We start from the raw sequence: 24,843 nt of genomic DNA on the forward strand, positions 1-24,843 counted from the left end.
TTGGGGTATCGCCAAGCGGTAAGGCACTGGGTTTTGATCTCAGCATACCTAGGTTCGAATCCTAGTACCCCAGCCATTGGCAATGTAGCTCAGTTGGTTAGAGCACAGCACTCATAATGCTGGGGTCGCAGGTTCAAATCCCGCCATTGCTACCATATTTAACTCTGTTAAAGTCATTTAACAGAGAAAAATCCAAAGTTGTTGAGTAAACAATTTTGGTACATTTTGATGCGGGAATGGTGAAATTGGTAGACACGCCAGATTTAGGTTCTGGTGCCGCGAGGTGTGAGAGTTCAAGTCTCTCTTCCCGTACCATCAAAATGCAATCTTCGATAGAAGATTAAAAACAGTTTATTGGGGTATCGCCAAGTGGTAAGGCACTGGGTTTTGATCTCAGCATTCCAAGGTTCGAATCCTTGTACCCCAGCCAAAGTTAAAAAGCCTGTCTTCGGACAGGCTTTTTGCTTTCTGGCTTTTCACTATTTACTACCATTTTATTCTACTATTTTGTTTTTGCGTTTTCATTTGTTTAACTGCCTCCTTTACCAACATTTATTAATAGATTATTCCTCTCTGTTGTTATGTTTATGCCACCTGTATTGGGTCGATAGATGCTTAGCTTAATAGAGAATATATTGAGTATGGCTGGAATTTCAATACAGGTTAGTGAAGAGGTAACCTGGGTTTGATGATCAAATAAGGATATTGAGCAGTGGGGTCGATGCATAGATAAAACAACAAACACCACAGTACCTTTTCTATTCGGTACTGTGGTTATTCGTTTTATGGCTTTTTAACTTCAACAACAGGTAGTGATTTTATTTCTGCTGGAACCGCTGGCATTGCAGGTGTCGTTACTTTTGCCGCTGCTTCAGTCATATTGGTTGGCATTGCTGCTCTCTCCATTACTGTCTCTTTTACATCAGCAACACCTTGAGCGGCGTTAACACCGCCGCTGGCGATGGCGCTAACCGCGTCAGGTATTGCTAACTGTTGCTGCACTTGGCTGGTGCCTGCCTCCAATGCTTTTGGTTGTAACTTCTGTGGATCGGTATAGTCGGCTAATTCTTTTGGCCAACTCGGAACCAATTTTTCAGTTTGATTACTCAATTGTTCTGAGATGATTAAAGGCGCGCCGCCTTTCATTAGCATCACGGCCATTTGATTAGTATCAGAGTTCCATACGAGGCCTGCTTTTTCTGCCATCTCGGGGATCGGAGTATAAGTCGATACTAAATAGATAAGTGGACCTTCTTGCTGAATTTTGTCGGCGGTTTTGAGTAAAGACAATGTAGTGTCGTAATTTTTACCCAGTAATTCTCGCATACGGTTTTTGATCAGCGGTTGTTCAAATAAGCCGACATCATTGGGGTCTAAACCAACCAGCGGTTTGAGTAAGGCCCACATTAGTTGACCTTGGGGTGACATTAATAATAACGGAGCAACACAGGCGTTGAGCATTAACGCTAACCACACAATGTGTAAGCAACGTATTTTTTTGAGTAAAGATGTACTCAAGATAATAATTCCTTGGGGGCACCAGCAAGTCGCCGGCGGCGGATTGTAGCCGATTGGCATGAGGTAAACGATAGGGGGTTAAAAGTAAATATTAAACCCGAAATGCTTCTTCAATGTTAATTTTTATCTATATGAATTTAATCAATATTTATAAATGTTACCTTAGATGATTTACGACTAATTTAATCAACTATGATAGATTTTGAATGCTAAATGTTGTTTTGCCTGTAAGCGCTTTATTTTTAATAATTATTTCTTAGCGGCTTTAGAAGTGTAAAGTTTGTAAAGATTGTTCTGTTTGATAATCGATCTCATTTAATCTCACAGTATTAAATTAGTTTAATGCGACTTATCTAAACCAGTAAGCAGCATAGATAAAAGCAATCAAGTCGGTATTATGCATGCCTTGTGGTTGCCTTTGAGATTGTGTCATTGAAATTAAGAGTTAGTAAGTCGTCTTTATCTTTTGCCCGCATTATCCATGTGTACGTGTCTATGGCCTTGCTGTTGCTGATGCTGTTTTTCGCAGTAACCGGTATCACGCTGAATCATCCTAATTGGTTTTCCCAATCTGATCAGGAGCCTGTGCGTGAGCAAGCCGTTATTCCTAGCTATTTACAACCCTATGCTACCGAAGATGCACAGTGGCGATTGGCTGCTGGGCATTGGTTAAAAAGCGAGTGGGCGATGGATATTAGCACTGCCGATATTGCTGAGGATGAAATTAGCTTAGTCAGTAAAGGACCCGGTACTTACCGCAGCGTGACACTGGACTTACTCGATGGTAAAGCTTATATCGAAACCTTAGATTACGGTGCTGTAGCCGTGCTCAATGATTTGCACAAAGGCCGTAATACTGGCATTGCCTGGGCTTGGATACTGGATCTCAGCGCTGTACTGATTATTCTATTTTCACTTACAGGCGCATATTTGTTGTTACCTCAAACTAAGCGCCTTAAAAAGTCATTGCTATACATGGTGTTGGTAAGCAGTGGCTGTGGGCTGGTATATGTTTATTTTGTTCCATAAGGAGTTTCAATCGAACATGCGTCATCTTATTCGTATCATTGCAGTGAGTGCTTTATTTGCCAGTTCTGCTGTATTGGCAGCCCCTAAACTGACCGTCGATTTGACGTTACCTGAGATTACTGAAGGCCAATATCATAGACCTTATGTGGCCGTTTGGATTGAGGACGCTAAAGGACAACCAGTTAAAACCTTGAGTCTTTGGGTGTGGGATGAAGGCCATAAATGGTTAAAGGATATCCGCCGTTGGTGGCGTAAAGCGGGTCGCGAAGATATGAGTTTTGTTGATGGCATAGCATCGGCTACCCGTCCTGCTGGTCACTACAAAATTGATTGGGATCTAAAAGATGAGTCAGGGAAATCAGTCACACTTGGCACTTACACAGTATTTATTGAAGTGGTGCGTGAGCATGGTGGCCGTGACTTAGTGCGTCAAAACATAGATTTAGCTGCGGGAGACTTTACTTCACAGTTACCCGCAACCACAGAAACGGGCGTTATCGACATACGCTTAAGCGGTATGGCTCACTGAGCCACTACAGTTGATTGTTTAACTTCTTTAATTTAAGGGAAAAAGATGAAATTACGTCTTGTGGCATTATTAGGTACGCTGTGTGTTAGTCCATTGGCTAGCAGCCATGATCGATGGATTTTACCTAGTCATTTTAACGTTTCTGCAGAAAGCCAAGAAACGGTGTGGATCACCTCTGATGTATCGGCCAGTAATCAAGTGTTTATGATGGATAAGCCTGTTACTGCCAGTGATGTGCGTATATCACTACCAAGTGGCGATTCAATTTCCCCTAGTTCAAGTTATACCGGTGGACGTAAATCGGTATTTGATGTGCAGCTGACTCAAGATGGGACTTATAAGTTTGAAAAAGAAGTAACACCGCGCTACTTCTCTCGCTATAAAGTGAAAGGAAAAGAAGGTTTTGTGCGTAGTCGTTTAGATAAAAAAGCAACGGCAGCCATAATGCCTAAAGATGCCTATGAGTTAGAAGGATCTTTAAACGTGTCACGAGTGGAAACCTACGTAACTCGAAATAAACCAACTGACAAAGTATTAGCTGCAAAGGGTGAATTTTTAGAATTAGTCCCCGTGACTCATCCAGCTGATATCGTTGAGAATGAACCCGCTACTTTGCAGTTTGTGTATGATGGTAAGCCAGTTGCTGGCGTCAGTGTTGCTATTATTAAAGACGATAGTGTGTATCGTAACAAACCTGAAGAGATGGAATTAACATCTGATAAAGATGGTAAAGTGTCAATGACCTTGCCTACTGCTGGGCGTTATCTTTTGCATGCTTCAATTGAACGCCCAAGTTCAGATAAAATCCTTGCCGATAAAACGGTCAGTGAAATATTTTTAACGTTTGAAGCTGGTTTAGAATAGTTATGTATTTGTTGCTATAACCAGACTCTGCTTTATATTTAATGCCCACAGAGCTTTGTAGCGAGTGGGCATTTTTGCATTTAATAGCACATATCAGTGATGATTAATTGACGAGCCATTTTTTATTTTATCTGGTTCGCGGATTTAGATTTCATTACTGGTAACTGGGTTTAAGGTTGGGTAAGCTGCTTAACTGCATTGTTGTTGATGCATCAAAAGCGCATAACGATTAGAATAGCGCAATTCCACCCCCATTTGACTGTGTTGACCTTAGCGTCGACACGGGTTGCTTTTGTTTTAAAGGAGACGAAAGAAGCTATGACTAAGGTTCCTATGACAGTTGTCGGTGCAGAGCAGCTGCGTAAAGAGTTAGATATTCTCAAGTTTGAGCGCCGCCCAAAAATCACAGAAGCGATTGCCTCAGCGCGAGAGCTTGGCGATTTAAAAGAAAATGCGGAATATCATGCTGCTCGCGAAGACCAAGGGATTTGTGAAGCTCGTATCCGTGATATTGAGGGTAAGTTATCTAACGCACAAATTATCGATGTCGCTAAAATGGTAAATAACGGCCGAGTGATTTTTGGTGCAACTGTGACGATTTTAAACCTTGATACTGATGTTGAAGTCACCTATCGCATAGTCGGTGATGACGAAGCGAATATTAAAGAAAATCTGATTTCGGTCAATTCACCGATTGCCCGTGGCTTAGTGGGCAAAAATGAAGGTGACGAAGTGTCTATTACTACCCCTGGTGGCGTGACAGATTACGAAATTATCTCAGTACAGTATTTATAATTTGCTGATGATATCGTGAGTGTGAGTCACGAATTATCCAAAACCGCCCTAGGGCGGTTTTTTTGTTATTGGCAAGCCTAACTTATCTTGTTGCTTAATACTTGAGTTGAAGGCTTACGCTTAGTGCTTTAATTTTAGGTTTTTAAAGATGGCGATCGCGTTTAGATAAGATGGACAAAGATTAATTTGTCTCTAGATGGACTTTTACCTAAGCTGCAATTCTAGCAAAATCAGCATAATTATTGTGTGTTGCTTGTACCTTAGTTGCGAATTGTTGATTTTACTTCAATTTAGCAGAGTCATTTATCTAGACCGGCGGTTGAGTACCAAACAATTAAGTTTTAACGAGTATTGTTCGTTTTATTAAGAGGCACGTTTTGGTTAAACATTGGCGTACGGGATTAATGTTAGTTTGCGTGGCGATCATGTTGATTGCGCACTCGGCTAGCTATTCGCCAAAAATCTATAGTCAAAAAACATATGTACAGCAAAGTGATTCTGCTAGCCATAGTGTTCAGCTGGATTCGGTTAGGCTTGATAACAAGACCAAAGCGCTAAACTCAGCTAATACAAGCGCGATAACCCAATCGGATGCACAGGTTGTTAAAAGCTGCGGTGCATTGAACAACAATGTCACTGATGCCAGCAGTGTCGATTCAGCAATGTCCTTGCCAACATCCTGCTCAAACTCCGATTATGTGAGCCACTCAGATGACTTAAATTTTGCTCCTATAAATTCGTCACGATTTATTAGCCTTGCACAGCATGATATGCGCGAGGTTAAACCTACTTATTTACTTGCAGTAGATTTTACTGTTGAGTCTACGCCTAATTTGATTGAGCCAATTAATGTGGATATCACATCTGATTGGACGCTTGCTGCTGCATCTTCCCCCGCCCGTATATCGGGTTGGAAAGTCTCAAACCTTCAATATCGATTTAGCCAACAAGCCGCTTAACTCGCCTATTTAGGTGTGCTGTCGACTGGAGTTTGCTCCCGTTGAGCTTGCATGCCATTGCATTTTTTGTTCTTACCGAAACGTTTTACGGCTTAATTCGCCGTAATGATTTGAGTTTATCAAGCTTAGCTTACTGGTACTCAATGGCTTGTTTCGTAATGATATCAATATGTTCGCCTAAAACTTTGATGAAAGTACTAGGCGATAAATAACGAGTTAATCCCATGGAAATAAAATCCAATAAACGACTGCTAAATCATTATTCAGCTTGGAAATACCTAGTCCTCATTGTCAGCCTTATAGTGATGTTATTCAGTGCCTTGCCTACATTGTATGGTGAGGATGCAGCGGTGCAAGTGGGGGCTAAGGCAGGGTTAACACTCGCGCCGGTAGCGCTTCGAGATAAGCTGCAAGCTGAAGGCGTGACGGTAAAGCGTATCGACCAGAAGGATGGCGAAACCCTGATTGTCCTTGATGAGGATAATCAACAAACCTTAGTCAAAACCTTGCTTTCGTCTATGGTTACAGAGCCAAAAGAGTTGACCTTATCCCTTGCCAGTGCCGCGCCAAGTTGGTTGCAAAACTTAGGTTTTCAGCCAATTAAACTCGGACTCGACTTACGCGGTGGCGTGCAGTTTTTACTTGATGTGGATATTGAGCCTGTATACCAAACACAGGCTGAGGCACTGGTCGATTCGCTACGCCAATTTATTCGTGAGCAAAAAATTCGTGGCGCGAGTGTTCATTTAGATCAAGACAACCAGTTAAACCTCACTTTGCCTGATAACGATGCCCGTGCCGCTGTGCGGCAGATGATGAAAGAATCATATCCTAATTGGCAATTATCTAACCTTGACGGCGCAAGCTTACAGATTAAGTTGAGCCAAGAAGAACAAATAAAACTGCGTAATTTAACCGTACAACAAAACTTGCAGGTGATGCGCAGCCGTATTGAAGAACTCGGTATTACTGAAGCATTAGTGCAGCGCCAGGGCGATCATAGAATTCGGATTGAGTTACCCGGCATACAAGATCCCGCAGCTGCAAAAAATGTGATTGGTGCAACGGCGAGTTTGGCCTTTTTCGAGGTGAAAGAGTCGGGCTCGGTAAATGCAATGGTGCTCAATGACCAGTCGGGTAAGCCTATTTATGTGAGCCGCACGCCCGTGCTTGGCGGCGATCATATTATTGATGCGAGGGCGAGTTTAGGTGAGATGGGCATGGCCGAGGTGAATATTAATCTTGACCGTGTCGGTGGGCAGAAAATGTCTGAGTTTTCCAGAATTAATATCGGCAAACCTATGGCGACGTCTTACAGCGAATACAGCCGTGATGAGCAAGGTAAGGCCAAGCAAACTCAAGAAATCATTAGTGTTGCGACCATTCAATCGCAGCTGGGCGATCGTTTCCGCATCACTGGCGCTGGCACCTATCAAGAAGCGCAGCAATTAGCCCTGTTACTGAGGGCGGGCTCAATGACAGCACCAGTAACGATTGTTGAAGAGCGCACTATTGGCCCAACACTGGGGGCTGAAAACATTGCAAATGGCTTTGCCGCGCTCGGTTTAGGAATGGGCATTACCTTGTTATTTATGGCGCTTTGGTATCGCCGTCTTGGTTGGGTGGCAAACATAGCGCTGATCTCTAACATGGTGATCCTGTTTGGCTTATTGGCGCTAATTCCTGGTGCAGTATTAACGTTACCCGGTATTGCCGGTTTGGTGCTAACTGTTGGTATGGCGGTCGATACCAATGTACTAATTTTCGAGCGGATAAAAGATAAGTTAAAGGAAGGCCGCAGTTTTGCACTGGCAATTGATACGGGCTTTGATAGCGCGTTTTCTACTATTTTTGATGCTAATTTCACCACGATGATCACCGCCGTAGTGCTGTATTCCATCGGTAATGGCCCAATCCAAGGTTTTGCCTTGACCCTAGGTCTAGGCCTATTAACCAGCATGTTTACCGGTATCTTTGCCTCAAGAGCGTTGATCAACTTAGTTTATGGACGTGATGCTAGCCGTCATGTGAGGGTATAAGTATGAAGAATATCAATTTAACGGGTCATTTAACTCTGTGGCGCTATGGCTGTAGCGCTATCTCGATTTTGCTGATGATAATGTCATTAACCATTATCGGTGTGAAAGGGTTTAACTGGGGGCTAGATTTTACCGGCGGCGTAGTCACTGAAATTCAGCTCGATAAAAAAATTACCAGTAGTGAGTTACAGCCTTTGCTTAACGCCGCCTATCAGCAAGATGTTACAGTGATTTCGGCCAGTGAGCCGGGGCGTTGGGTACTGCGTTACGCTGATATCATTAGTACAGATATGAATACAGCCGATGCTGAGCAAAGTCATGTCGATATTCAGCAAGTGTTAGCGCCGCTTCACACTGAAGTACAAGTACTTAATAGCAGCATTGTGGGGCCGCAGATTGGCCAAGAGTTGGCGGAGCAGGGGGGGGTGGCACTGCTAGTCGCTATGCTGTGTATTTTAGGTTATCTAAGTTATCGCTTTGAATGGCGGCTTGCATCTGGCGCTTTGTTTGCGCTATTGCATGACGTGGTCTTTGTATTGGCATTTTTTGCACTGACTCAAATGGAGTTTAATCTAACGATATTGGCAGCAGTGCTAGCTATTTTAGGTTATTCCTTAAATGATTCGATCATCATTGCCGACCGCATTCGTGAATTATTGATTGCTAAGCCAAAGCTTTCGATCCAAGAGATTAATAATCAAGCGATTGTGGCGACATTTTCTCGCACTATGGTGACATCAGGGACAACTTTAATGACAGTGGGTGCGCTGTGGATTATGGGCGGTGGGCCATTGGAAGGTTTTTCAATTGCGATGTTTATTGGCATCTTAACCGGTACGTTTTCTTCTATTTCTGTTGGCACCTCATTACCTGAATTTTTAGGCTTAACGCCTGAGCATTATAAAGCACAAATTATCTCTGACGCGCCTTAGCCATTATTGTTGGACGAAAGCCAAAAACGTAAATTAACCGCAAATACAAAGAAGCCACTCAAATGAGTGGCTTCTTTGTTGACACAATAAAAATCAAGAAAAATTACTTTGCCTTTGGCAAAGCAACTTTCATTTCTGGTGATTGACGATAAATCACCAGAATATGACCAATAAGTTGCACTTTTGCAGATTGAGTTTCACGTACTATGGCATCAACGATGGCATTTTTTAGCTCTCTGTCAGCAGAGGCTACTTTCACTTTAATCAATTCATGATAAGCGAGTGCGCTTTCAATTTCAGCGAGTACACCTTCAGTCAATCCATTGGCACCAAGCAGCACCACTGGCTTTAGCATGTGTGCTAAGCCTTTTAAATGCTGTTTTTGTTTGGTTGTTAAGTTCATTTCTACCAACTTTTGCTGAGTTACTGTTGAAAAGCGGCTATTCTACCCTTATATAACCCTTGTGTAACTCTCAATTGTTGCGGATTTTAAATGTCAGGTAAAAAACGTACGGCCAGTTCCAATCGCTGGATGCTAGAACACTTTGATGATCATTATGTTAAACTCGCACAGAAAATGGGGTTACGATCTCGCGCTGCGTTTAAGCTTGAGGAAATCCAACAAAAGGATCAACTTATTCGTCAAGGTATGACAGTCGTTGACCTCGGGGCCGCGCCAGGAGGCTGGTCTCAGGTGGCGGTTAAGTTAGCGGGAGATAAAGGTAAGGTCATCGCCTGTGACATTTTGCCAATGGATCCCATCGTTGGGGTAGACTTTTTGCAAGGGGATTTTCGTGAAGATAAAGTCCTTCAAGCATTGCTTACCCGTGTCGGTGACGCTAAGGTTGACGTTGTGTTATCTGACATGGCGCCTAATATGAGCGGTTCAGATGGCGTCGATCAGCCGCGCGCCATGTATTTGGTGGAATTAGCGTTAGATATGTGTCATCAAGTTTTGGCACCCAACGGCTGTTTTGCGGTGAAAGTCTTTCAGGGGGAGGGCTTTGACGAATACATGAAAGCGGTAAAAGAAGCGTTTAAAGTAGTTAAAACACGTAAACCGGACTCTTCGCGGGCGCGTTCCCGTGAAGTCTATCTTGTGGCGACTGGATACAAGTTGTAGTAATCTAGCGTTAGTAATCGCAAGACTTAATGAGGTCTAGTAATTTGAGTGACATGGCAAAAAATCTAATACTCTGGGTTGTCATCGCCGTTGTGCTGATGTCAGTGTTTCAGGGTTACTCCCCCTCTTCTTCGTCATCGCAGAAGATGGATTATTCTACCTTCTTAGATAATGTTCGTGATGGGCAGGTAGCATCGGTTGAAGTTAAAAGCGACTTACGCACTATTGAAGGTGCTAAACGTACTGGTGAAAAGTTCACTACTATCATGCCGTTATATGACCAAGATTTAATTAATGATCTTGATCGTAAGGGCATCACTATGAAGGGCCAAGAAGCCGAAGAGTCTGGGTTCCTAACTCAAATTTTTATCTCTTGGTTCCCGATGTTACTGCTTATCGGGGTATGGATTTTCTTCATGCGCCAGATGCAAGGTGGTGGCGGCAAAGGGGCTATGTCCTTTGGTAAGAGCAAAGCCAAGCTGATGAGCGAAGATCAGATTAAAACCACTTTTGCTGATGTTGCTGGTTGTGATGAAGCAAAAGAAGAAGTGAAAGAACTGGTTGATTATCTGCGTGACCCAACTAAATTTCAAAAATTGGGTGGCCGGATTCCAACGGGCGTACTGATGGTGGGACCACCAGGTACCGGTAAAACCTTACTGGCAAAAGCTATTGCGGGTGAATCTAAGGTACCTTTCTTCACTATTTCGGGTTCTGATTTCGTTGAAATGTTCGTTGGTGTTGGCGCATCTCGTGTGCGTGATATGTTCGAGCAAGCGAAAAAGTCTGCACCTTGTATTATCTTTATCGATGAAATCGATGCGGTCGGTCGTCAACGTGGCGCTGGTTTAGGTGGTGGTCATGATGAACGTGAGCAAACACTGAACCAAATGCTGGTTGAGATGGATGGCTTCGAAGGTAATGAAGGCGTTATTGTTATTGCGGCAACTAACCGTCCAGACGTACTCGATTCTGCGTTATTGCGTCCAGGTCGTTTTGACCGCCAAGTGGTGGTTGGTTTACCTGATGTACGTGGTCGCGAGCAAATTTTGAAAGTGCATATGCGTAAAGTACCACTTTCAGACGATGTGAAGGCGAGCGTGATTGCCCGTGGTACACCCGGTTTTTCTGGTGCTGACTTAGCTAACTTAGTCAACGAAGCGGCGCTGTTTGCGGCTCGTGGCAATCGTCGAGTTGTAGGTATGGAAGAATTTGAGCGTGCTAAAGATAAAATCATGATGGGTGCAGAGCGCCGTTCTATGGTGATGTCTGAAGCTGAAAAAGAAATGACGGCGTACCACGAAGCCGGCCATGCAATCGTAGGATGTTTAGTACCAGAGCACGATCCTGTGCATAAGGTCACTATTATTCCTCGCGGACGTGCGCTGGGTGTGACTTTCTTTTTACCGGAAGCTGACTCAGTGAGCCAGAGCCGTCGTAAATTAGAAAGCCAAATTTCGGTCGCTTACGGCGGTCGTTTAGCGGAAGAACTGATTTACGGTAGTGATAAAGTGTCGACTGGCGCATCACAGGACATCAAATACGCGACATCAATTGCGCGTAACATGGTGACTCAGTGGGGCTTCTCGGACAAATTAGGTCCATTATTGTATGCCGAAGAAGACGGTGAAGTCTTTTTAGGTCGCAGTATGGGTAAGGCCAAAGCCATGTCCGATGAAACTGCAACCCTAATTGATGCGGAAGTAAAAGTCTTTATCGACAAAAACTACGCAAGAGCTAGGCAGCTATTGACAGATAACATAGATATTCTGCACTCAATGAAAGAAGCTTTGATGAAGTATGAAACCATTGATTCACTTCAAATTGACGATTTAATGAAGCGTCAAGAAGTGCGTCAACCTGCCGATTGGCAAGTCGATGACAATGGTTCTAACGATAAAGGCAGCGGCCATGGTGAACCTACAGCGAAAGCTGAAGATAGTGTTACTGCTGCGCCCGTTGAGCCAGAACTGAAAGATGTTGATGAATCACCTGCTAAGTAATCGTTAGTGATACTAAAGAAAACCCCGAAAGGGGTTTTCTTGTTTTATCTTGCTCGGTATTTGACTACGCTGTCATTGAATGTATGCACCAATAGTGTTTAGTTTTTTGTCACTTTCATCTTGTCTTAAAATAGATGACGACAGCTCTGCCTATGGATAAAATCATCGATAGTGTTATTACTGGAGTACAAGTGTGTTTGAACTGATTGTTGGCACTAAACGCCTCGCGTTATCTTCGCCTATTGTGATGGGCATTCTTAATGTTACTCCCGATTCCTTTTCCGATGGAGGTCAATATTCCTCCTTTGAACTTGCCTGCCAGCATGCCGATGACATGGTGACTCAAGGCGCGGGAATGATAGATATTGGCGGCGAATCGACTAGGCCTGGCGCCGCTGAGGTGAGTCTTACTGAAGAACTTGCTCGGGTGATCCCATTAGTGAAATATGTGGCTACTCACCATGATGTGTGGATTTCAATCGACACCAGCAAAGCTGAGGTGATGCGTAAAGCTGTTGCTGCAGGCGCGCACCTGATTAACGATGTGCGTGCTTTGATGGAACCTGGTGCGCTCGACGCTGCCGCAGAGTTGCAAGTCCCTATTTGTTTGATGCACATGCAGGGCGAGCCCAAAAATATGCAATCTTCACCGACTTATTATGATGTAACTGAAGAGGTTTCTAATTTTTTAAGCGGGCGGATTGAGGCTTGTTTGCAAGCAGGGATCCCTCGGGAGTTAATATTACTCGATCCAGGGTTTGGCTTTGGCAAAAGCGTAAAACATAACTATGAACTACTGGCGAAGTTAGATCGTTTTGCCAAGTTTGACTTACCCGTATTGATAGGATTATCTCGTAAGAGCATGATAGGCGACCTCTTAGCAAAACCGACCTCAGAACGTCTTGCTGGGAGTCTTGCGGGTGCGATGATTGCGGCGCAAAAGGGAGCTCATATCATTCGCGTGCATGACGTTGCTGAAACTGTGGATATGCTCAAAGTGTTACAAGCCACACAAGTGTATTTTTAAGCACCGTTATGCTCTGGTTAAGCATTTAATTAATATTATGATCCCAAATAATTGGGACACATTTCAGTTTATGGGGCGATATGAAAGAACGTAAATTTTTTGGAACCGACGGTATTCGTGGCAAGGTCGGTTCAGGTCAAATGACACCCGAACTTACGCTGAAGTTAGGTTGGGCTGCGGGGCGCGTGTTATCCCGTAATGGCACTAAAAAAGTAATAATAGGTAAAGATACTCGCATCTCGGGCTATATGTTTGAATCGGCATTGGAAGCGGGTTTTTCAGCAGCAGGTCTAAATGTTTTATTAATGGGACCGATGCCAACACCAGCTGTAGCTTATTTAACACGAACCTTTCGTGCTGAAGCAGGGGTGGTGATTAGCGCATCACATAATCCTTATTATGATAATGGTATTAAATTTTTCTCCACTGATGGTAGTAAGTTAGATGATAACTTAGAGCTAGAAATCGAAGCAGAACTTGAAAAGCCCCTCGTGTGTGTTGAGTCGCATCTATTGGGCAAGGTATCTCGTATTGAAGATGCGCGTGGCCGTTATATCGAATATTGCAAAGGCAATTTTCCTGCTGAACACACGTTAATGGGTCTGAAAATTGTGGTTGATTGTGCCCATGGTGCCACTTACCACATTGCGCCGGCAGTATTTCGTGAATTAGGTGCAGAGGTCATTGCTATTGGTGATCAACCAAACGGCATGAACATTAACGATAAAGTGGGCGCTACGTCCATGGCCAAGATTTGTGAGGCTGTTCTTTCAGAAAATGCCGATCTTGGCATCGCACTCGATGGTGATGGCGACCGCATTATGATGGTCAACAGTAAAGGCGAAGTGATCGACGGTGACCAAATTCTATATATTTTAGCCTGTGATGCTAAATTACGCGGTGTATTACGCGGAGGTGTCGTTGGCACACTCATGTCAAATCTTGGCCTCGATTTAGCCTTACAAGCACTTGATGTTCCCTTTGCACGTTCAAAAGTGGGCGATCGTTATGTAATGGAACTGCTAAAAGAACTCGACTGGCGTATCGGTGGTGAGAACTCGGGGCATATTTTAAACCTCGATCACGGCACAACGGGTGATGGTATTGTTGCTGGGATTCTAGTATTAGCTGCTATGCGCCGACAGAATGCGACTTTAGATAAGCTTACCTCAGCGATGACAATGTTACCGCAGGTGCTTGTTAATGTGCGCTTTGAAGGTAGCCATAATCCACTTAATTCAGATGCGGTGAAACTTGCTCAAAAGCAAGTTGAGTCACAACTGGGTGCCCGTGGTCGTGTATTATTGCGTAAGTCTGGTACAGAACCTTTGATCCGAGTCATGGTAGAAGGGGACGATCATAGTGCAGTATTAGCCCATGCCAATTTGATTGCAGATGCCGTCAGATCCGCAAGCTAGTGCTGAAGTTTTTTGTAATGAGTGCAGTGGATACCGATTTAAAATGAAGGTGTTAGCTGCACAAATGTACAGATATCATTTTTTGAGTGTAAAAAGTAATCACTCCAACCTGATATCTGAAAATATTCGACTTTAGCTATTGTAACTTAATAAGTGGTTCGTTATTATTCACGCCGCTTTCAAAGGAGACAGTGATGGCACTCAGACGTCCTATGGTTGCTGGCAATTGGAAAATGAACGGCAGTTCGGCACTCGCCGAAGAGTTATTCAAAAAATTTGCCTCTAAGCTCCAAAATGATTCAGCTGAAGTGGTTTTATGCCCGCCTTCTATCTATCTAGAGAGCGTTAGGCAACTGCTAGAAGCAAACAAGGAAGCGTTAGACGGTTCACTTGTTAGGATGGGCGCGCAAAATTTAAGTCAACACGACTTTGGCGCTTATACCGGAGAAGTTTCAGGTCAGATGCTAAAAGATTCAGGATGTCGATATGTGATTATCGGGCATTCAGAACGTCGCCGTATGTACGGAGAGACGAGTAATATCGTAGCGGAGAAGTTCGCCGCTGCACAAAAGCATGGCTTAACTCCGATTTTATGTGTGGGTGAATCCGGTCCAGCACGTGAAGCAAGGCGCACCTTTGAGGTGATTGCGGAAGAGTTGGATATAGTGATCCAGAAAAATGGCACTATGGCTTTTGATAACGCTATTATCGCCTATGAGCCACTTTGGGCTGTAGGAACAGGTAAAAGTGCTACACCAGAGCAGGCACAAGAAGTACATGCGTTTATTCGCAAACGCCTCTCTGAAGTATCTCCATTTATTGGAGAAAATATCAGGATTCTCTACGGTGGTAGTGTAACACCTAGTAATGCTGCAGATTTATTTGCCCAGCCTGATGTTGATGGTGGACTGATTGGCGGTGCTAGCTTAAACTCTAGCGAGTTTTTAAGCCTATGTACCATAGCGATGAGCGCATAATATGTATGAAGTTCTAGTAGTTGTATACTTGTTGGTTGCATTAGGTCTAATCGGTCTAATATTAATTCAGCAAGGTAAGGGAGCTGATATGGGAGCCTCTTTTGGCGCCGGTGCATCAGGTACTCTGTTTGGTTCTAGCGGTTCAGGTAATTTCCTGACTCGTACTACGGCTGTTTTAGCCATTGGTTTTTTTACCTTGAGTTTGCTGATTGGCAATTTAAGTGCAAATCACACCAAAAGTGAAGATTCATGGAAAAATTTAGGTTCAGATACTGAACAGGTAACACAACCTGTTGAGCAAGCAACCGAAAAGTCAGAAACAAAAATTCCTGACTAGTAAAAGGTGTCGCCGAGGTGGCGAAATTGGTAGACGCGCAGCCTTGAGGTGGCTGTGACCTAACGGTCGTGCGGGTTCAAGTCCCGCTCTCGGCACCAAATATAACTAAGATAAAGTGATAAGTTTTTCTCTTAGTTATTGCAAGAAATGACGATAGTCAATATACTTGCACATAGTTGACGCGGGGTGGAGCAGCATGGTAGCTCGTCGGGCTCATAACCCGAAGGTCGTCGGTTCAAATCCGGCCCCCGCAACCAGCTCCTAGTAACGAATAGCATTTGGATTCGTTATGGTTTACAGGTTCTTGAAATTAATAACCTCGTCCTCACGGGGTTTTTTGTTATCTGGGACTTTTAAATTTGTCGCATACTCCGTATGTGGCGTTGTACTAGGGCTTTTAGCCCTTTTTTGTTTTTTCGGGGGTCAATCTTGGCAACATTAGAATTCAGACTGGCAGAAATGCTCAAAGTACCTGTGGAAGCATTAGGCTTTCAGCTATGGGGCATTGAATATGTTCAAGCGGGTAAGCATTCCACACTGCGAGTGTTCATTGATGGTGAAAATGGTATCAATATCGAAGATTGTGCCAGTGCAAGTCGCCAAGTCAGTGCTGTACTTGATGTTGAAGATCCTATTTCTACAGAATATACCCTAGAGGTTTCTTCGCCAGGCGTTGATAGACCCTTATTTACTGCTGAGCAGTATGCGGGTTATGTAGGCGAGGATGTAAAGCTTCAATTGACTATGCCGGTTGACGGCAGTCGTAATCTAAAAGGCGCCATCACTAAGGTTGACGGGCAAATGCTGTCACTGAAAGCGAATGGTAAAGAGTTGGTTGTCGCCCTGGATAATATCCGTAAAGGCAACTTAATCGCTAAGTTTTGAGTTTCAAGGTGAACGAGGCAAGAGATGAATAAAGAGATTCTGCTAGTCGCTGAGGCGGTTTCAAACGAAAAGGCCGTTCCTCGCGAGAAAATTTTTGAAGCGCTAGAGACTGCTCTGGCCACAGCAACCAAAAAAAAATACGAAGGTGATATTGACGTTCGTGTTGCTATCGACCGTAAAACCGGTGGCTATGAAACCTTCCGTCGTTGGATGGTGATTGATGATCATGGTGAAGCGTTGGAAAACCCTTACCGCGAAATCACATTAGAAGCGGCACGTTACGAAAACCCGGATATTCAGCCGGGTGAATTTATCGAAGATGATATTGAATCAGTGGTATTTGACCGTATTACTACTCAAACGGCTAAGCAAGTTATCGTACAAAAGGTACGTGAAGCTGAGCGCGCTCAGGTAGTGGAACAATTCCAAGACCAAGAAGGTGAGTTAATCACCGGTATCGTAAAAAAGGCGACACGTGAAAGCGTTGTAGTTGATTTAGGTAATAACGCTGATGGCGTATTATTCCGTGAAGATTTAATTTCGCGTGAATCTTTCCGTCCAGGCGATCGTGTGCGGGCATTATTGTACTCAGTACGCCCAGAAGCTCGCGGCGCACAGTTATTCTTAAGCCGTACTAAGCCTGAAATGCTGATTGAGCTTTTCCGTGTAGAAGTACCTGAAATAGCTGACGAATTGATTGAGATTATGGGCGCAGCACGTGATCCAGGTGCTCGCGCTAAAATTGCCGTTAAGTCAAATGATCGCCGTATCGATCCTATCGGTGCATGTGTGGGTATGCGCGGTGCGCGTGTTCAAGCAGTATCAAATGAACTGGGTGGCGAGCGTGTTGATATCGTATTGTGGGATGATAATCCAGCGCAATATGTCATCAATGCTATGGCGCCAGCCGATGTGGCTTCTATCATTGTCGACGAAGATAACCATTCTATGGATATCGCCGTTGAACCAGATAGTTTGGCACAAGCCATTGGACGTAATGGCCAGAACGTACGTTTAGCGACACAACTGACAGGTTGGGTGCTGAACGTAATGACAGTGGAAGACATGAATAAGAAACACCAGGCAGAAAGCGCCAAGGTAGTTAATTTATTTGTTAATTCACTGGATGTCGATGAAGATTTTGCACAAGTGCTAGCAGATGAGGGCTTTACGTCGCTCGAAGAAGTTGCTTATGTACCTGTGTCTGAATTATTGGCGATTGATGGTTTTGACGAAGATCTCGTTGAAGCCTTACGTGAACGTGCAAAAGCGGCGATCTCAACCCGAGCTCTCGCTACTGAAGAAGCACTGGATGGTGTGGAGCCGAGTGCTGAGTTACTTGCACTTGAAGGTATTGATAGACACTTAGCCTATGTTTTTGCTAGCAAAGGTATTGTGACTCTAGAAGACTTGGCTGAACAAGGCATTGATGATTTGATCGAAATTGAAGAATTGACAGAAGCAAAAGCAGGTGAGCTCATCATGGCAGCCCGCAATATCTGTTGGTTTGGCGAAGAAGCATAAGTCGATCAACAGAGGGGGATTTAACTGATGGCAGATACGACCGTAGAGAAATTGGCCACGGAAGTGGGTAAAAGTGTTGAACGTCTGATTGAGCAATTCTCTCAGGCTGGAATCAAGAAAGACCAAGCTGATAACGTAACTGAAACTGAAAAGCAGCAGTTATTGGATTATCTGAAAAAGCAGCACGGTGGCGAAAATGCGCCAACGAAAATGACGCTGCAGCGTAAAACCGTATCGACCCTAAGTGTGGCTGGTAGTGGTGGTCAATCTAAAGATGTTAAAGTTGAAGTTCGTAAAACACGAACTTTCGTTAAGCGTGATGCTAGTGAGGCTACTCTGAAGGCTGAAGAAGAAGCGAAAGTCGAAGCAGAAGCTTTGGCAAAAGCAAAGGTTGAAGCGGAAGCTGCTGCGGCAGTAAAAGCTAAAGCTGAAGCAGATGCAAAGGCAAAAGCCGACGCAGAAGCTAAGGCGAAAGCCAAAGCGGCAGCTGAAGTGAAAGTGGCTAAAGATATGTCACCAGAAGCAGAAGCAGCTCGTCTAGAAGCTGAACGTTTAAAAGCCGCTCAAGAAGCTGCAACTAAACGTAAGCAAGATGAAGATGCAGCAAAAGCGGCTGAAACAGCTCGTCTATTGGCTGAAGAACACTCTAAGCGTTGGGCCGAAGAAGAGCGCCAACGTCTAGAAGCTGAAAAGAACGGTGATCATCATATCACGACATCTAAAGTGGCTCGTGCCGCTGAGGATACTTCTGATTTAGATGAAGAAAAGCGCGGACGTCGTGCTCGTAACAAGACGAATGCCAAGAAGCGTGGCGGCAAAGATGCTCGTGACGGCCGTGAAAAGCACATGCGTAACCGCAGTACAGCACCTGAATCTATGGCGCACGGCTTTAATAAGCCTGTGGCAGCGGTAAGTCGTGATGTGCGTATCGGTGAGACTGTGACTGTAGCTGAACTGGCACATTTAATGGCAGTAAAAGCGACTGAAATCATCAAACAAATGATGAAAATGGGTACCATGGTCACGATCAACCAAGTGTTGGATCAAGAGACTGCCCAGATGGTTGCTGAAGAAATGGGCCATAAAGTTGTACTTATTCGCGAAAACGAACTAGAGCATCAAGTGATGCAAGATCGTGACGATGAAGACGGTATCAAATTAGAGTCTCGTGCACCGGTTGTCACTATCATGGGTCACGTTGACCATGGTAAAACGTCGTTACTTGATTATATTCGCCGCGCGAAAGTGGCTGCTGGCGAAGCCGGTGGTATCACACAGCATATCGGTGCATACCATGTTGAAACTGAAAACGGCATGATCACTTTCCTTGATACTCCTGGTCACGCCGCGTTTACCGCAATGCGTGCCCGTGGTGCCAAGGCAACGGATATCGTGGTGTTAGTTGTTGCTGCCGATGACGGTGTAATGCCGCAAACTATCGAAGCAATTCAACATGCTAAAGCCGGTAACGTGCCATTAATCGTGGCTGTGAACAAGATGGATAAGCCGGAAGCGGATATCGATCGCGTTAAGAGCGAATTGTCACAACACGGTGTTATGTCTGAAGATTGGGGTGGAGACAACATGTTTGCCTTCGTTTCAGCTAAGACAGGTGAAGGCGTTGACGAACTGTTAGAAGGTATCTTACTGCAGGCTGAAGTTCTCGAACTGAAAGCGGTACGTGATGGTATGGCTGCTGGTGTGGTCATTGAATCACAATTGGATAAAGGTCGTGGCCCAGTTGCTACGATTCTGGTTCAAGAAGGTACTCTGCGCCAAGGTGATATCGTTCTGTGTGGTCTTGAGTACGGTAAAATCCGTGCAATGAAAGATGAGAACGGTCGCTCAATTACTGAAGCGGGTCCATCTATTCCTGTTGAAATTCTGGGGCTGTCAGGCGTACCGTCTGCAGGTGATGAAGCAACAGTGGTCCGTGATGAGCGTAAAGCTCGTGAAGTTGCCCTGTATCGTCAAGGCAAGTTCCGTGATGTGAAATTAGCGCGTCAGCAAAAATCTAAGCTAGAAAACATGTTTGCGAACATGACTGAAGGCGAAGTGAAAGAACTCAATATCGTTCTTAAAGCAGACGTACAAGGTTCATTAGAAGCGATTACTGACTCGTTAACAGGTTTGTCTACTGACGAAGTGAAAGTCAACATCATCGCTCGCGGTGTGGGTGCTCTTACTGAAACTGATGCAACCTTAGCGGCAGCGTCTAACGCAATTCTGGTTGGCTTTAACGTGCGTGCTGATGCACAGGCCCGTAAGACAATCGACAGCGAAAGTGTAGATTTACGCTACTACAGCGTTATTTATCACTTGATTGATGAAGTTCGTGCTGCGATGACGGGCATGTTATCACCAGAGTTCAAGCAACAGATTATTGGTCTGGCTGAAGTACGTGATGTATTTAAGTCGCCTAAACTGGGTGCTATTGCTGGTTGTATGGTTACCGAAGGCCTTATCAAGCGTAGCGCACCAATTCGCGTACTACGTGATAACGTGGTGATCTACGAAGGTGAACTTGAATCGCTGCGTCGCTTTAAAGATGATGTTGCAGAAGTTCGCAATGGTATGGAATGTGGTATTGGCGTTAAGAACTACAACGATGTTCGCGTAGGCGACCAAATCGAAGTGTTCGAAACTGTCGAGATTGCTCGTACTCTGTAATGATAAAAAGGGCGGCATTAGCCGCCCTTATCAATTTAAGCTATGGTAAGAAATATTATGGCAAAAGAATTCAGTCGTACTCGTCGAATCGCTCAACAGCTTCAGCAAGAACTTGCTCAAGTGGTACAGCGTGACATGAAAGATCCGCGTGTTGGCTTTGTTACAGTCAATGATGTCGATGTTTCACGGGACTTAAGCTACGCCAAAGTTTTTGTCACTTTCTTTGAAGAAGACAAAGACGTTGTGCAAGAAAAACTTAACGCATTAATCAGTGCAGCCCCATATATCCGTACATTAGTCGCGGGTCGTATGAAGTTGCGTGTGATGCCTGAGCTACGTTTTATCTACGATAGCTCGCTGGTTGAAGGTATGCGCATGTCTAACTTAGTTAGCCAAGTGATTAACCAAGACAAAGCGAAGCAGCAGCAATTTGGCAGCGAAGATGCATCAGTTGAAGATGAAGTCCAAGCTGACGATGATGCAGATGAAACTAAAGGTAAAGATTAATGGCTCGTCGTCCAAAAGGTCGTTTTATTGATGGGATCGTACTGTTGGATAAATCCACAGGCATGAGTTCTAACTTTGCATTGCAAAGGGTAAAGCGCTTTTTTAATGCGAACAAAGCAGGGCATACGGGCGCACTCGATCCGTTAGCAACAGGCATGTTACCCGTGTGCTTAGGCGAAGGGACTAAGTTTTCTCAACATCTGTTAGATGCTGATAAACGCTATTTAGTTACTGCTAAGCTGGGTGAGCGTACTGATACCAGTGATTCCGATGGTGAAGTGGTGCAAAGCCGCGCTATTGATTTTACGCAGGAGCAGTTACTTACCGCGCTTGATTTCTTCCGTGGTGAGACTCAGCAAATCCCTTCTATGTATTCCGCGCTTAAATATCAGGGCCAGCCCCTGTATAAATATGCCCGTGAAGGCATTGAAGTGCCGCGTGAATCTCGTCCGATTACGGTATTTGAACTAAATTTTATCGGTCTTGAAGGCGATGAGTTAACCTTAGACATTCATTGTTCTAAGGGCACTTATATTCGCACTATCGTTGACGATTTAGGTGAAATGCTCGGCTGTGGTGCCCATGTGATCATGTTGCGCCGTACTCAAGTTGCACAATATCCGTATGCTAGAATGGTTACTTTAGATCAGCTTGAAGCACTTGTTGCTAAAGCACAAGAACAGCAGATAGATCCGAGTGTATTACTCGATCCACTGTTATTACCCATGGATACGGCAGTGGCCGATTTCCCTGAGGTGAATGTGCCTGATGCGATTGCTCCTTACTTAATGCAAGGCCAAGCTGTGAGAGTACCAGTTAATGCAGACTTGAAAATCGATGAGTTGGTGCGTATCACCTTAGGTGATATTCGTCGTTTTGTCGGTATTGGCACTTTGAACGAAGACGGGCTACTTGCGCCAAAACGACTCATAGTGATCCATGATGAGCCTGCAGAAACGAATTAACCCGTTATCCATGAATAAATTTATTAGTTCATGGATTAGTATCCACCTTTTATTGCGCTAACGTGGGTTTCTGGGTAGAATAGCGCGCCCTCTGGCTGAGTTAGTGATCGGCTAGAGATTCATATTATTTATTTGGAGATATACATGTCACTAAGTACTGAAGTAAAAGCAAAAATTTTGGCTGATTTTGGCCGTTGCGAAAATGACACTGGTTCAACTGAAGTTCAAGTTGCCTTGTTAACTGCACAAATCAACCATTTACAAGCTCACTTCAAAGAGCACATCCATGATCATCACTCACGTCGTGGTCTGTTACGTATGGTTAGCTCACGCCGTAAGTTAACTGCTTACCTGAAGCGTACTGATGTAGCACGTTACACTGCTCTGATCCAAAAATTAGGTCTACGTCGTTAATAGCGCGTTGATTAATATAAAAAAGGAGGCTTAGCCTCCTTTTTTATTGCCTAAAACTAACGCTCAATCTACGTAAGGTTGTCACACATAATTGCATAATCGATTTTATATTTAATGTTCACGCTGCTGTCCCTGAAATCATTATACCCGTAAGGTATTTAAAAAAGAGTGCGTTAGAACTCTAACTAGCTACGGTATAAGCCGCTGACGGTTACTGTTTGGGTTGCAATGTACAAAGCTTCAAATTCCGCTTGTGGCAATGGTTGGCTAAAATAGAATCCTTGACCAATTTGACACTGATTTTCCTTTAACCAATCCAACTGTTGCTCATTTTCAATCCCTTCAGCCACAATTTTTAAATTAAGCTGTTTACCTAACATTAAAATTGTTGAAGCAATTGCGCTATCTTCTGGCAAATCGGACACGAAACAGCGGTCGATTTTCATCGTCGTAATAGGCAAATGACGTAGGTAAGATAGTGATGAATAACCGGTGCCAAAATCATCAACAGCGATGCCAAAGCCGGCGGATTTAAGCTGTTCAAGCTTAACAATGGCTAACTCAATATCATTCATTAACGATGTTTCAGTAATCTCAATTTCCAGTAACTCAGGTTGAATTTGGTAACGCAGCGCCATCTGTTTAATATCCGGTACTAGGCTGGCATCAGCAAACTGTTGCGAGGCAACATTAATCGCAATTGGTATGGCATAGTTATATTTCTTTTGCCATTCTCGTAATACTTTACAGGTTTGTTCTATCACCCAGCGACCAATCGGAATAATGATCCCTGTTTCTTCGGCTACTGGAATAAAAGAAATTGGACTGATGAGCCGGCCGTCTTTTTGCCAGCGAATTAACGCTTCACAGCTGACAACTTTGCCAGTTTGCAAGTCAAGTTTGGGTTGGAAATATAGCAAAAACTCATTGTTTTTTAAGCCATCGTGTAATGAAGCCTCAGTGCGTAAACGTACCGCTGCACGTTCAGTCATTTGTTCTTTAAAGAAAGCCCATTGGTTAGAACCCGCGGCTTTAGCGCTATACATGGCAATATCAGCATGCCGAATAAGATCCTCTGCTGTGCTGCCATCTTCGGGGTAAATAGAGATACCAATAGAGGCTGCTGGATGAATTGCGTGTTCATTGAGTTGTATCGGAATATTAAGTTGTATCAGCAACTTCCTAACAAAATCAGCCGCTTCATCTGGGCTATGGATCGTGTCAGCTAAAATTACAAATTCATCTCCACCTAAACGTGAAACAGTACCTTTATCGCCCACAAAACGCTCCAGCATCCGAGCAATGCGCGCGAGAAACTGATCGCCTAAGGTATGTCCCAGTGAATCGTTGATATTTTTAAAACGATCTAAATCGATAAACATCAGTGCAAAACTGCGTTTTTGTAGGCGCGAGCGTTGAATCGTGACGGCGATAGTTTCGAGTAATAATGTGCGGTTAGGCAATCCAGTGAGAGGATCTCGAGTCGCCATTTTTCGAAGTTTAGATTGGGTTTGGCTAAATTGAATCAGAATTTGGTTAAATTTTGTGGTCACTAAACCTAGCTCATCGTCTTCATGGGCATTAGAGATCGGCAATAGATTTTCGTCTGGCGAGTCAGGATCAATTTTATCAATGGCTTCACTTATACGGGCAATCGGCTGGGTCAAGAAGCGATGGAATACTACAGAAAGAACTAAAGTGAGTAATAGTGCTCGGATGAGAGTGGCAAAAAAGCTAAATTGTAACTGAGAAAAAAGACTATTAGTGAGCTCTTGGGTATCGTAAAAAACCGTTAGAGTGCCTATTAATTGCTGTTTTTGAGTCCCTTCAAAATAAAAAGGGCGATAAAGAGGGCGAGAAATCTCTTTCAGGTTATTAAATAGTTTATTGCCGATACTGGTGAAGGTGAGAGAGTCATTTTTTTTGTTATTACTGACGGAAACAAACATCGACCCGTCATCAAGCTCAATTACTGCTGAGCTTACATGCTCAACTTTTATGGCTCCTTCTAGGGTTTGGCGCGCTAAATTATCATCCAAAGCCCAAACGGCATTCGCGGCGGGTTGTTCTACTGAATTTAAAAGCTCTTGCTGAGTCGTCGTGAGTTGTTGTTTAGTCGAAACGACGGCGAGGGCTATTTCAATAATAAAGATGACAATAGCAAAAAATAAGGCTGTAAAAACAACTAGATTAGTTTGTTTCCAGGTCAACGATTTAAAACGACTTGTCATTAAGCTAGCCCTTTATTATTTTCGCCGTAGGAGATAATTATTTTTTTATTTCAGCTTTAAACACAATTCTTTGTTGATTTATCCACTTTAGTTAAAA

22 protein-coding genes and 6 tRNA genes are annotated in these 24,843 nt (G+C 43.9%); 25 read left to right on the plus strand and 3 right to left on the minus strand.

Annotated elements, in window-relative coordinates:
• Position 1: 1 nt before the first annotated feature.
• The 4 genes from BW947_RS00655 to BW947_RS00670 all read left to right on the plus strand — a co-directional run bounded on the left by BW947_RS00655 (position 2) and on the right by BW947_RS00670 (position 430).
• Positions 2-76 (plus strand) — tRNA-Gln (locus BW947_RS00655).
• A 2-nt stretch (positions 77-78) separates the two neighbouring features.
• A tRNA-Met gene (locus tag BW947_RS00660) sits at positions 79-155 on the plus strand.
• A gap of 75 nt (positions 156-230) precedes the next feature.
• Positions 231-315: transfer RNA gene (locus BW947_RS00665), tRNA-Leu, on the plus strand.
• Between the two features lie 40 nt (positions 316-355).
• Positions 356-430 (plus strand) — tRNA-Gln (locus tag BW947_RS00670).
• A 353-nt stretch (positions 431-783) separates the two neighbouring features.
• Here BW947_RS00670 and BW947_RS00675 read toward each other — a convergent pair.
• Complete coding sequence (locus BW947_RS00675; RefSeq protein WP_076496400.1) at positions 784-1,518, minus strand: hypothetical protein; 735 nt, start codon at positions 1,516-1,518, stop codon at positions 784-786.
• A gap of 432 nt (positions 1,519-1,950) precedes the next feature.
• On the opposite strand from BW947_RS00675, the gene BW947_RS00680 reads away from it, so the two are divergent.
• The 7 genes from BW947_RS00680 (at position 1,951) to secF (ending at position 8,665) form a co-directional block, all read left to right on the plus strand.
• Positions 1,951-2,547, plus strand: coding sequence for a PepSY-associated TM helix domain-containing protein (locus BW947_RS00680; protein WP_076496725.1), 597 nt, complete (start codon positions 1,951-1,953; stop codon positions 2,545-2,547).
• Positions 2,548-2,563: 16 nt separating this feature from the next.
• Positions 2,564-3,076, plus strand: a complete 513-nt coding sequence (locus BW947_RS00685) for a DUF2271 domain-containing protein (RefSeq protein WP_076496401.1) — start codon at positions 2,564-2,566, stop codon at positions 3,074-3,076.
• Between the two features lie 45 nt (positions 3,077-3,121).
• Positions 3,122-3,940 (plus strand): DUF4198 domain-containing protein, encoded by an 819-nt coding sequence (locus tag BW947_RS00690; protein ID WP_076496402.1) that lies wholly within the window; start codon positions 3,122-3,124, stop codon positions 3,938-3,940.
• A gap of 318 nt (positions 3,941-4,258) precedes the next feature.
• Entirely contained in the window at positions 4,259-4,735 is a 477-nt protein-coding gene (gene greA, locus BW947_RS00695; protein ID WP_076496403.1) for a transcription elongation factor GreA, read from the plus strand.
• A 377-nt stretch (positions 4,736-5,112) separates the two neighbouring features.
• Positions 5,113-5,694: a hypothetical protein gene (locus tag BW947_RS00700; RefSeq protein ID WP_425272265.1), complete on the plus strand. Its 582-nt coding sequence runs from the start codon at positions 5,113-5,115 to the stop codon at positions 5,692-5,694.
• A gap of 224 nt (positions 5,695-5,918) precedes the next feature.
• Positions 5,919-7,733, plus strand: coding sequence for a protein translocase subunit SecD (gene secD, locus BW947_RS00705; protein ID WP_076496405.1), 1,815 nt, complete (start codon positions 5,919-5,921; stop codon positions 7,731-7,733).
• 2 nt (positions 7,734-7,735) lie between these two features.
• Positions 7,736-8,665: a protein translocase subunit SecF gene (gene secF, locus BW947_RS00710; protein WP_076496406.1), complete on the plus strand. Its 930-nt coding sequence runs from the start codon at positions 7,736-7,738 to the stop codon at positions 8,663-8,665.
• A 103-nt stretch (positions 8,666-8,768) separates the two neighbouring features.
• Here the strand turns inward: secF and yhbY are convergent, their stop codons facing one another.
• Positions 8,769-9,068, minus strand: a complete 300-nt coding sequence (gene yhbY / locus BW947_RS00715; RefSeq protein WP_076496407.1) for a ribosome assembly RNA-binding protein YhbY — start codon at positions 9,066-9,068, stop codon at positions 8,769-8,771.
• A 90-nt stretch (positions 9,069-9,158) separates the two neighbouring features.
• Between yhbY and rlmE the strand changes: the two genes are divergently transcribed.
• From rlmE to rpsO, 14 genes are all read left to right on the plus strand, one after another.
• The gene (rlmE, locus tag BW947_RS00720; protein ID WP_076496408.1) at positions 9,159-9,788 is read left to right on the plus strand and encodes a 23S rRNA (uridine(2552)-2'-O)-methyltransferase RlmE; all 630 of its coding nucleotides are present in this window, start codon (positions 9,159-9,161) and stop codon (positions 9,786-9,788) included.
• Positions 9,789-9,817: 29 nt separating this feature from the next.
• Positions 9,818-11,791, plus strand: coding sequence for an ATP-dependent zinc metalloprotease FtsH (ftsH, locus tag BW947_RS00725; protein ID WP_076496409.1), 1,974 nt, complete (start codon positions 9,818-9,820; stop codon positions 11,789-11,791).
• A 193-nt stretch (positions 11,792-11,984) separates the two neighbouring features.
• Positions 11,985-12,818: a dihydropteroate synthase gene (gene folP, locus BW947_RS00730; protein WP_076496410.1), complete on the plus strand. Its 834-nt coding sequence runs from the start codon at positions 11,985-11,987 to the stop codon at positions 12,816-12,818.
• 80 nt (positions 12,819-12,898) lie between these two features.
• On the plus strand, positions 12,899-14,236 hold the full coding sequence (gene glmM, locus BW947_RS00735; protein WP_076496411.1) for a phosphoglucosamine mutase: 1,338 nt from the start codon (positions 12,899-12,901) through the stop codon (positions 14,234-14,236).
• A gap of 194 nt (positions 14,237-14,430) precedes the next feature.
• Positions 14,431-15,213 (plus strand): triose-phosphate isomerase, encoded by a 783-nt coding sequence (gene tpiA / locus BW947_RS00740; RefSeq protein ID WP_076496412.1) that lies wholly within the window; start codon positions 14,431-14,433, stop codon positions 15,211-15,213.
• 1 nt (position 15,214) lies between these two features.
• Positions 15,215-15,550, plus strand: coding sequence for a preprotein translocase subunit SecG (gene secG, locus BW947_RS00745; RefSeq protein ID WP_076496413.1), 336 nt, complete (start codon positions 15,215-15,217; stop codon positions 15,548-15,550).
• Positions 15,551-15,561: 11 nt separating this feature from the next.
• A tRNA-Leu gene (locus BW947_RS00750) sits at positions 15,562-15,648 on the plus strand.
• A gap of 82 nt (positions 15,649-15,730) precedes the next feature.
• Positions 15,731-15,807 (plus strand) — tRNA-Met (locus BW947_RS00755).
• Between the two features lie 172 nt (positions 15,808-15,979).
• Positions 15,980-16,435, plus strand: a complete 456-nt coding sequence (gene rimP, locus BW947_RS00760) for a ribosome maturation factor RimP (RefSeq protein ID WP_076496414.1) — start codon at positions 15,980-15,982, stop codon at positions 16,433-16,435.
• Positions 16,436-16,459: 24 nt separating this feature from the next.
• The gene (gene nusA / locus BW947_RS00765; protein WP_076496415.1) at positions 16,460-17,959 is read left to right on the plus strand and encodes a transcription termination factor NusA; all 1,500 of its coding nucleotides are present in this window, start codon (positions 16,460-16,462) and stop codon (positions 17,957-17,959) included.
• A 27-nt stretch (positions 17,960-17,986) separates the two neighbouring features.
• Positions 17,987-20,629: a translation initiation factor IF-2 gene (gene infB, locus BW947_RS00770; RefSeq protein WP_076496416.1), complete on the plus strand. Its 2,643-nt coding sequence runs from the start codon at positions 17,987-17,989 to the stop codon at positions 20,627-20,629.
• Positions 20,630-20,686: 57 nt separating this feature from the next.
• Positions 20,687-21,136: a 30S ribosome-binding factor RbfA gene (gene rbfA / locus BW947_RS00775; RefSeq protein WP_076496417.1), complete on the plus strand. Its 450-nt coding sequence runs from the start codon at positions 20,687-20,689 to the stop codon at positions 21,134-21,136.
• Positions 21,136-22,101 carry a tRNA pseudouridine(55) synthase TruB gene (gene truB, locus BW947_RS00780; RefSeq protein ID WP_076496418.1) on the plus strand — a complete coding sequence of 322 codons (966 nt, stop codon included), beginning with the start codon at positions 21,136-21,138 and terminating at the stop codon, positions 22,099-22,101. Before rbfA ends, truB begins: the two co-directional genes overlap by 1 nt.
• Before the next feature lie 144 nt (positions 22,102-22,245).
• Entirely contained in the window at positions 22,246-22,515 is a 270-nt protein-coding gene (gene rpsO, locus BW947_RS00785) for a 30S ribosomal protein S15 (protein WP_006082713.1), read from the plus strand.
• Between the two features lie 185 nt (positions 22,516-22,700).
• On the opposite strand, the gene BW947_RS00790 is transcribed toward rpsO, so the two are convergent.
• Entirely contained in the window at positions 22,701-24,746 is a 2,046-nt protein-coding gene (locus tag BW947_RS00790; RefSeq protein ID WP_076496419.1) for a putative bifunctional diguanylate cyclase/phosphodiesterase, read from the minus strand.
• Between the last annotated feature and the right edge of the window lie 97 nt (positions 24,747-24,843).

It is taken from the genome of Shewanella morhuae (assembly GCF_900156405.1).
GTDB classification, from domain to species: Bacteria; Pseudomonadota; Gammaproteobacteria; order Enterobacterales; family Shewanellaceae; genus Shewanella; species Shewanella morhuae.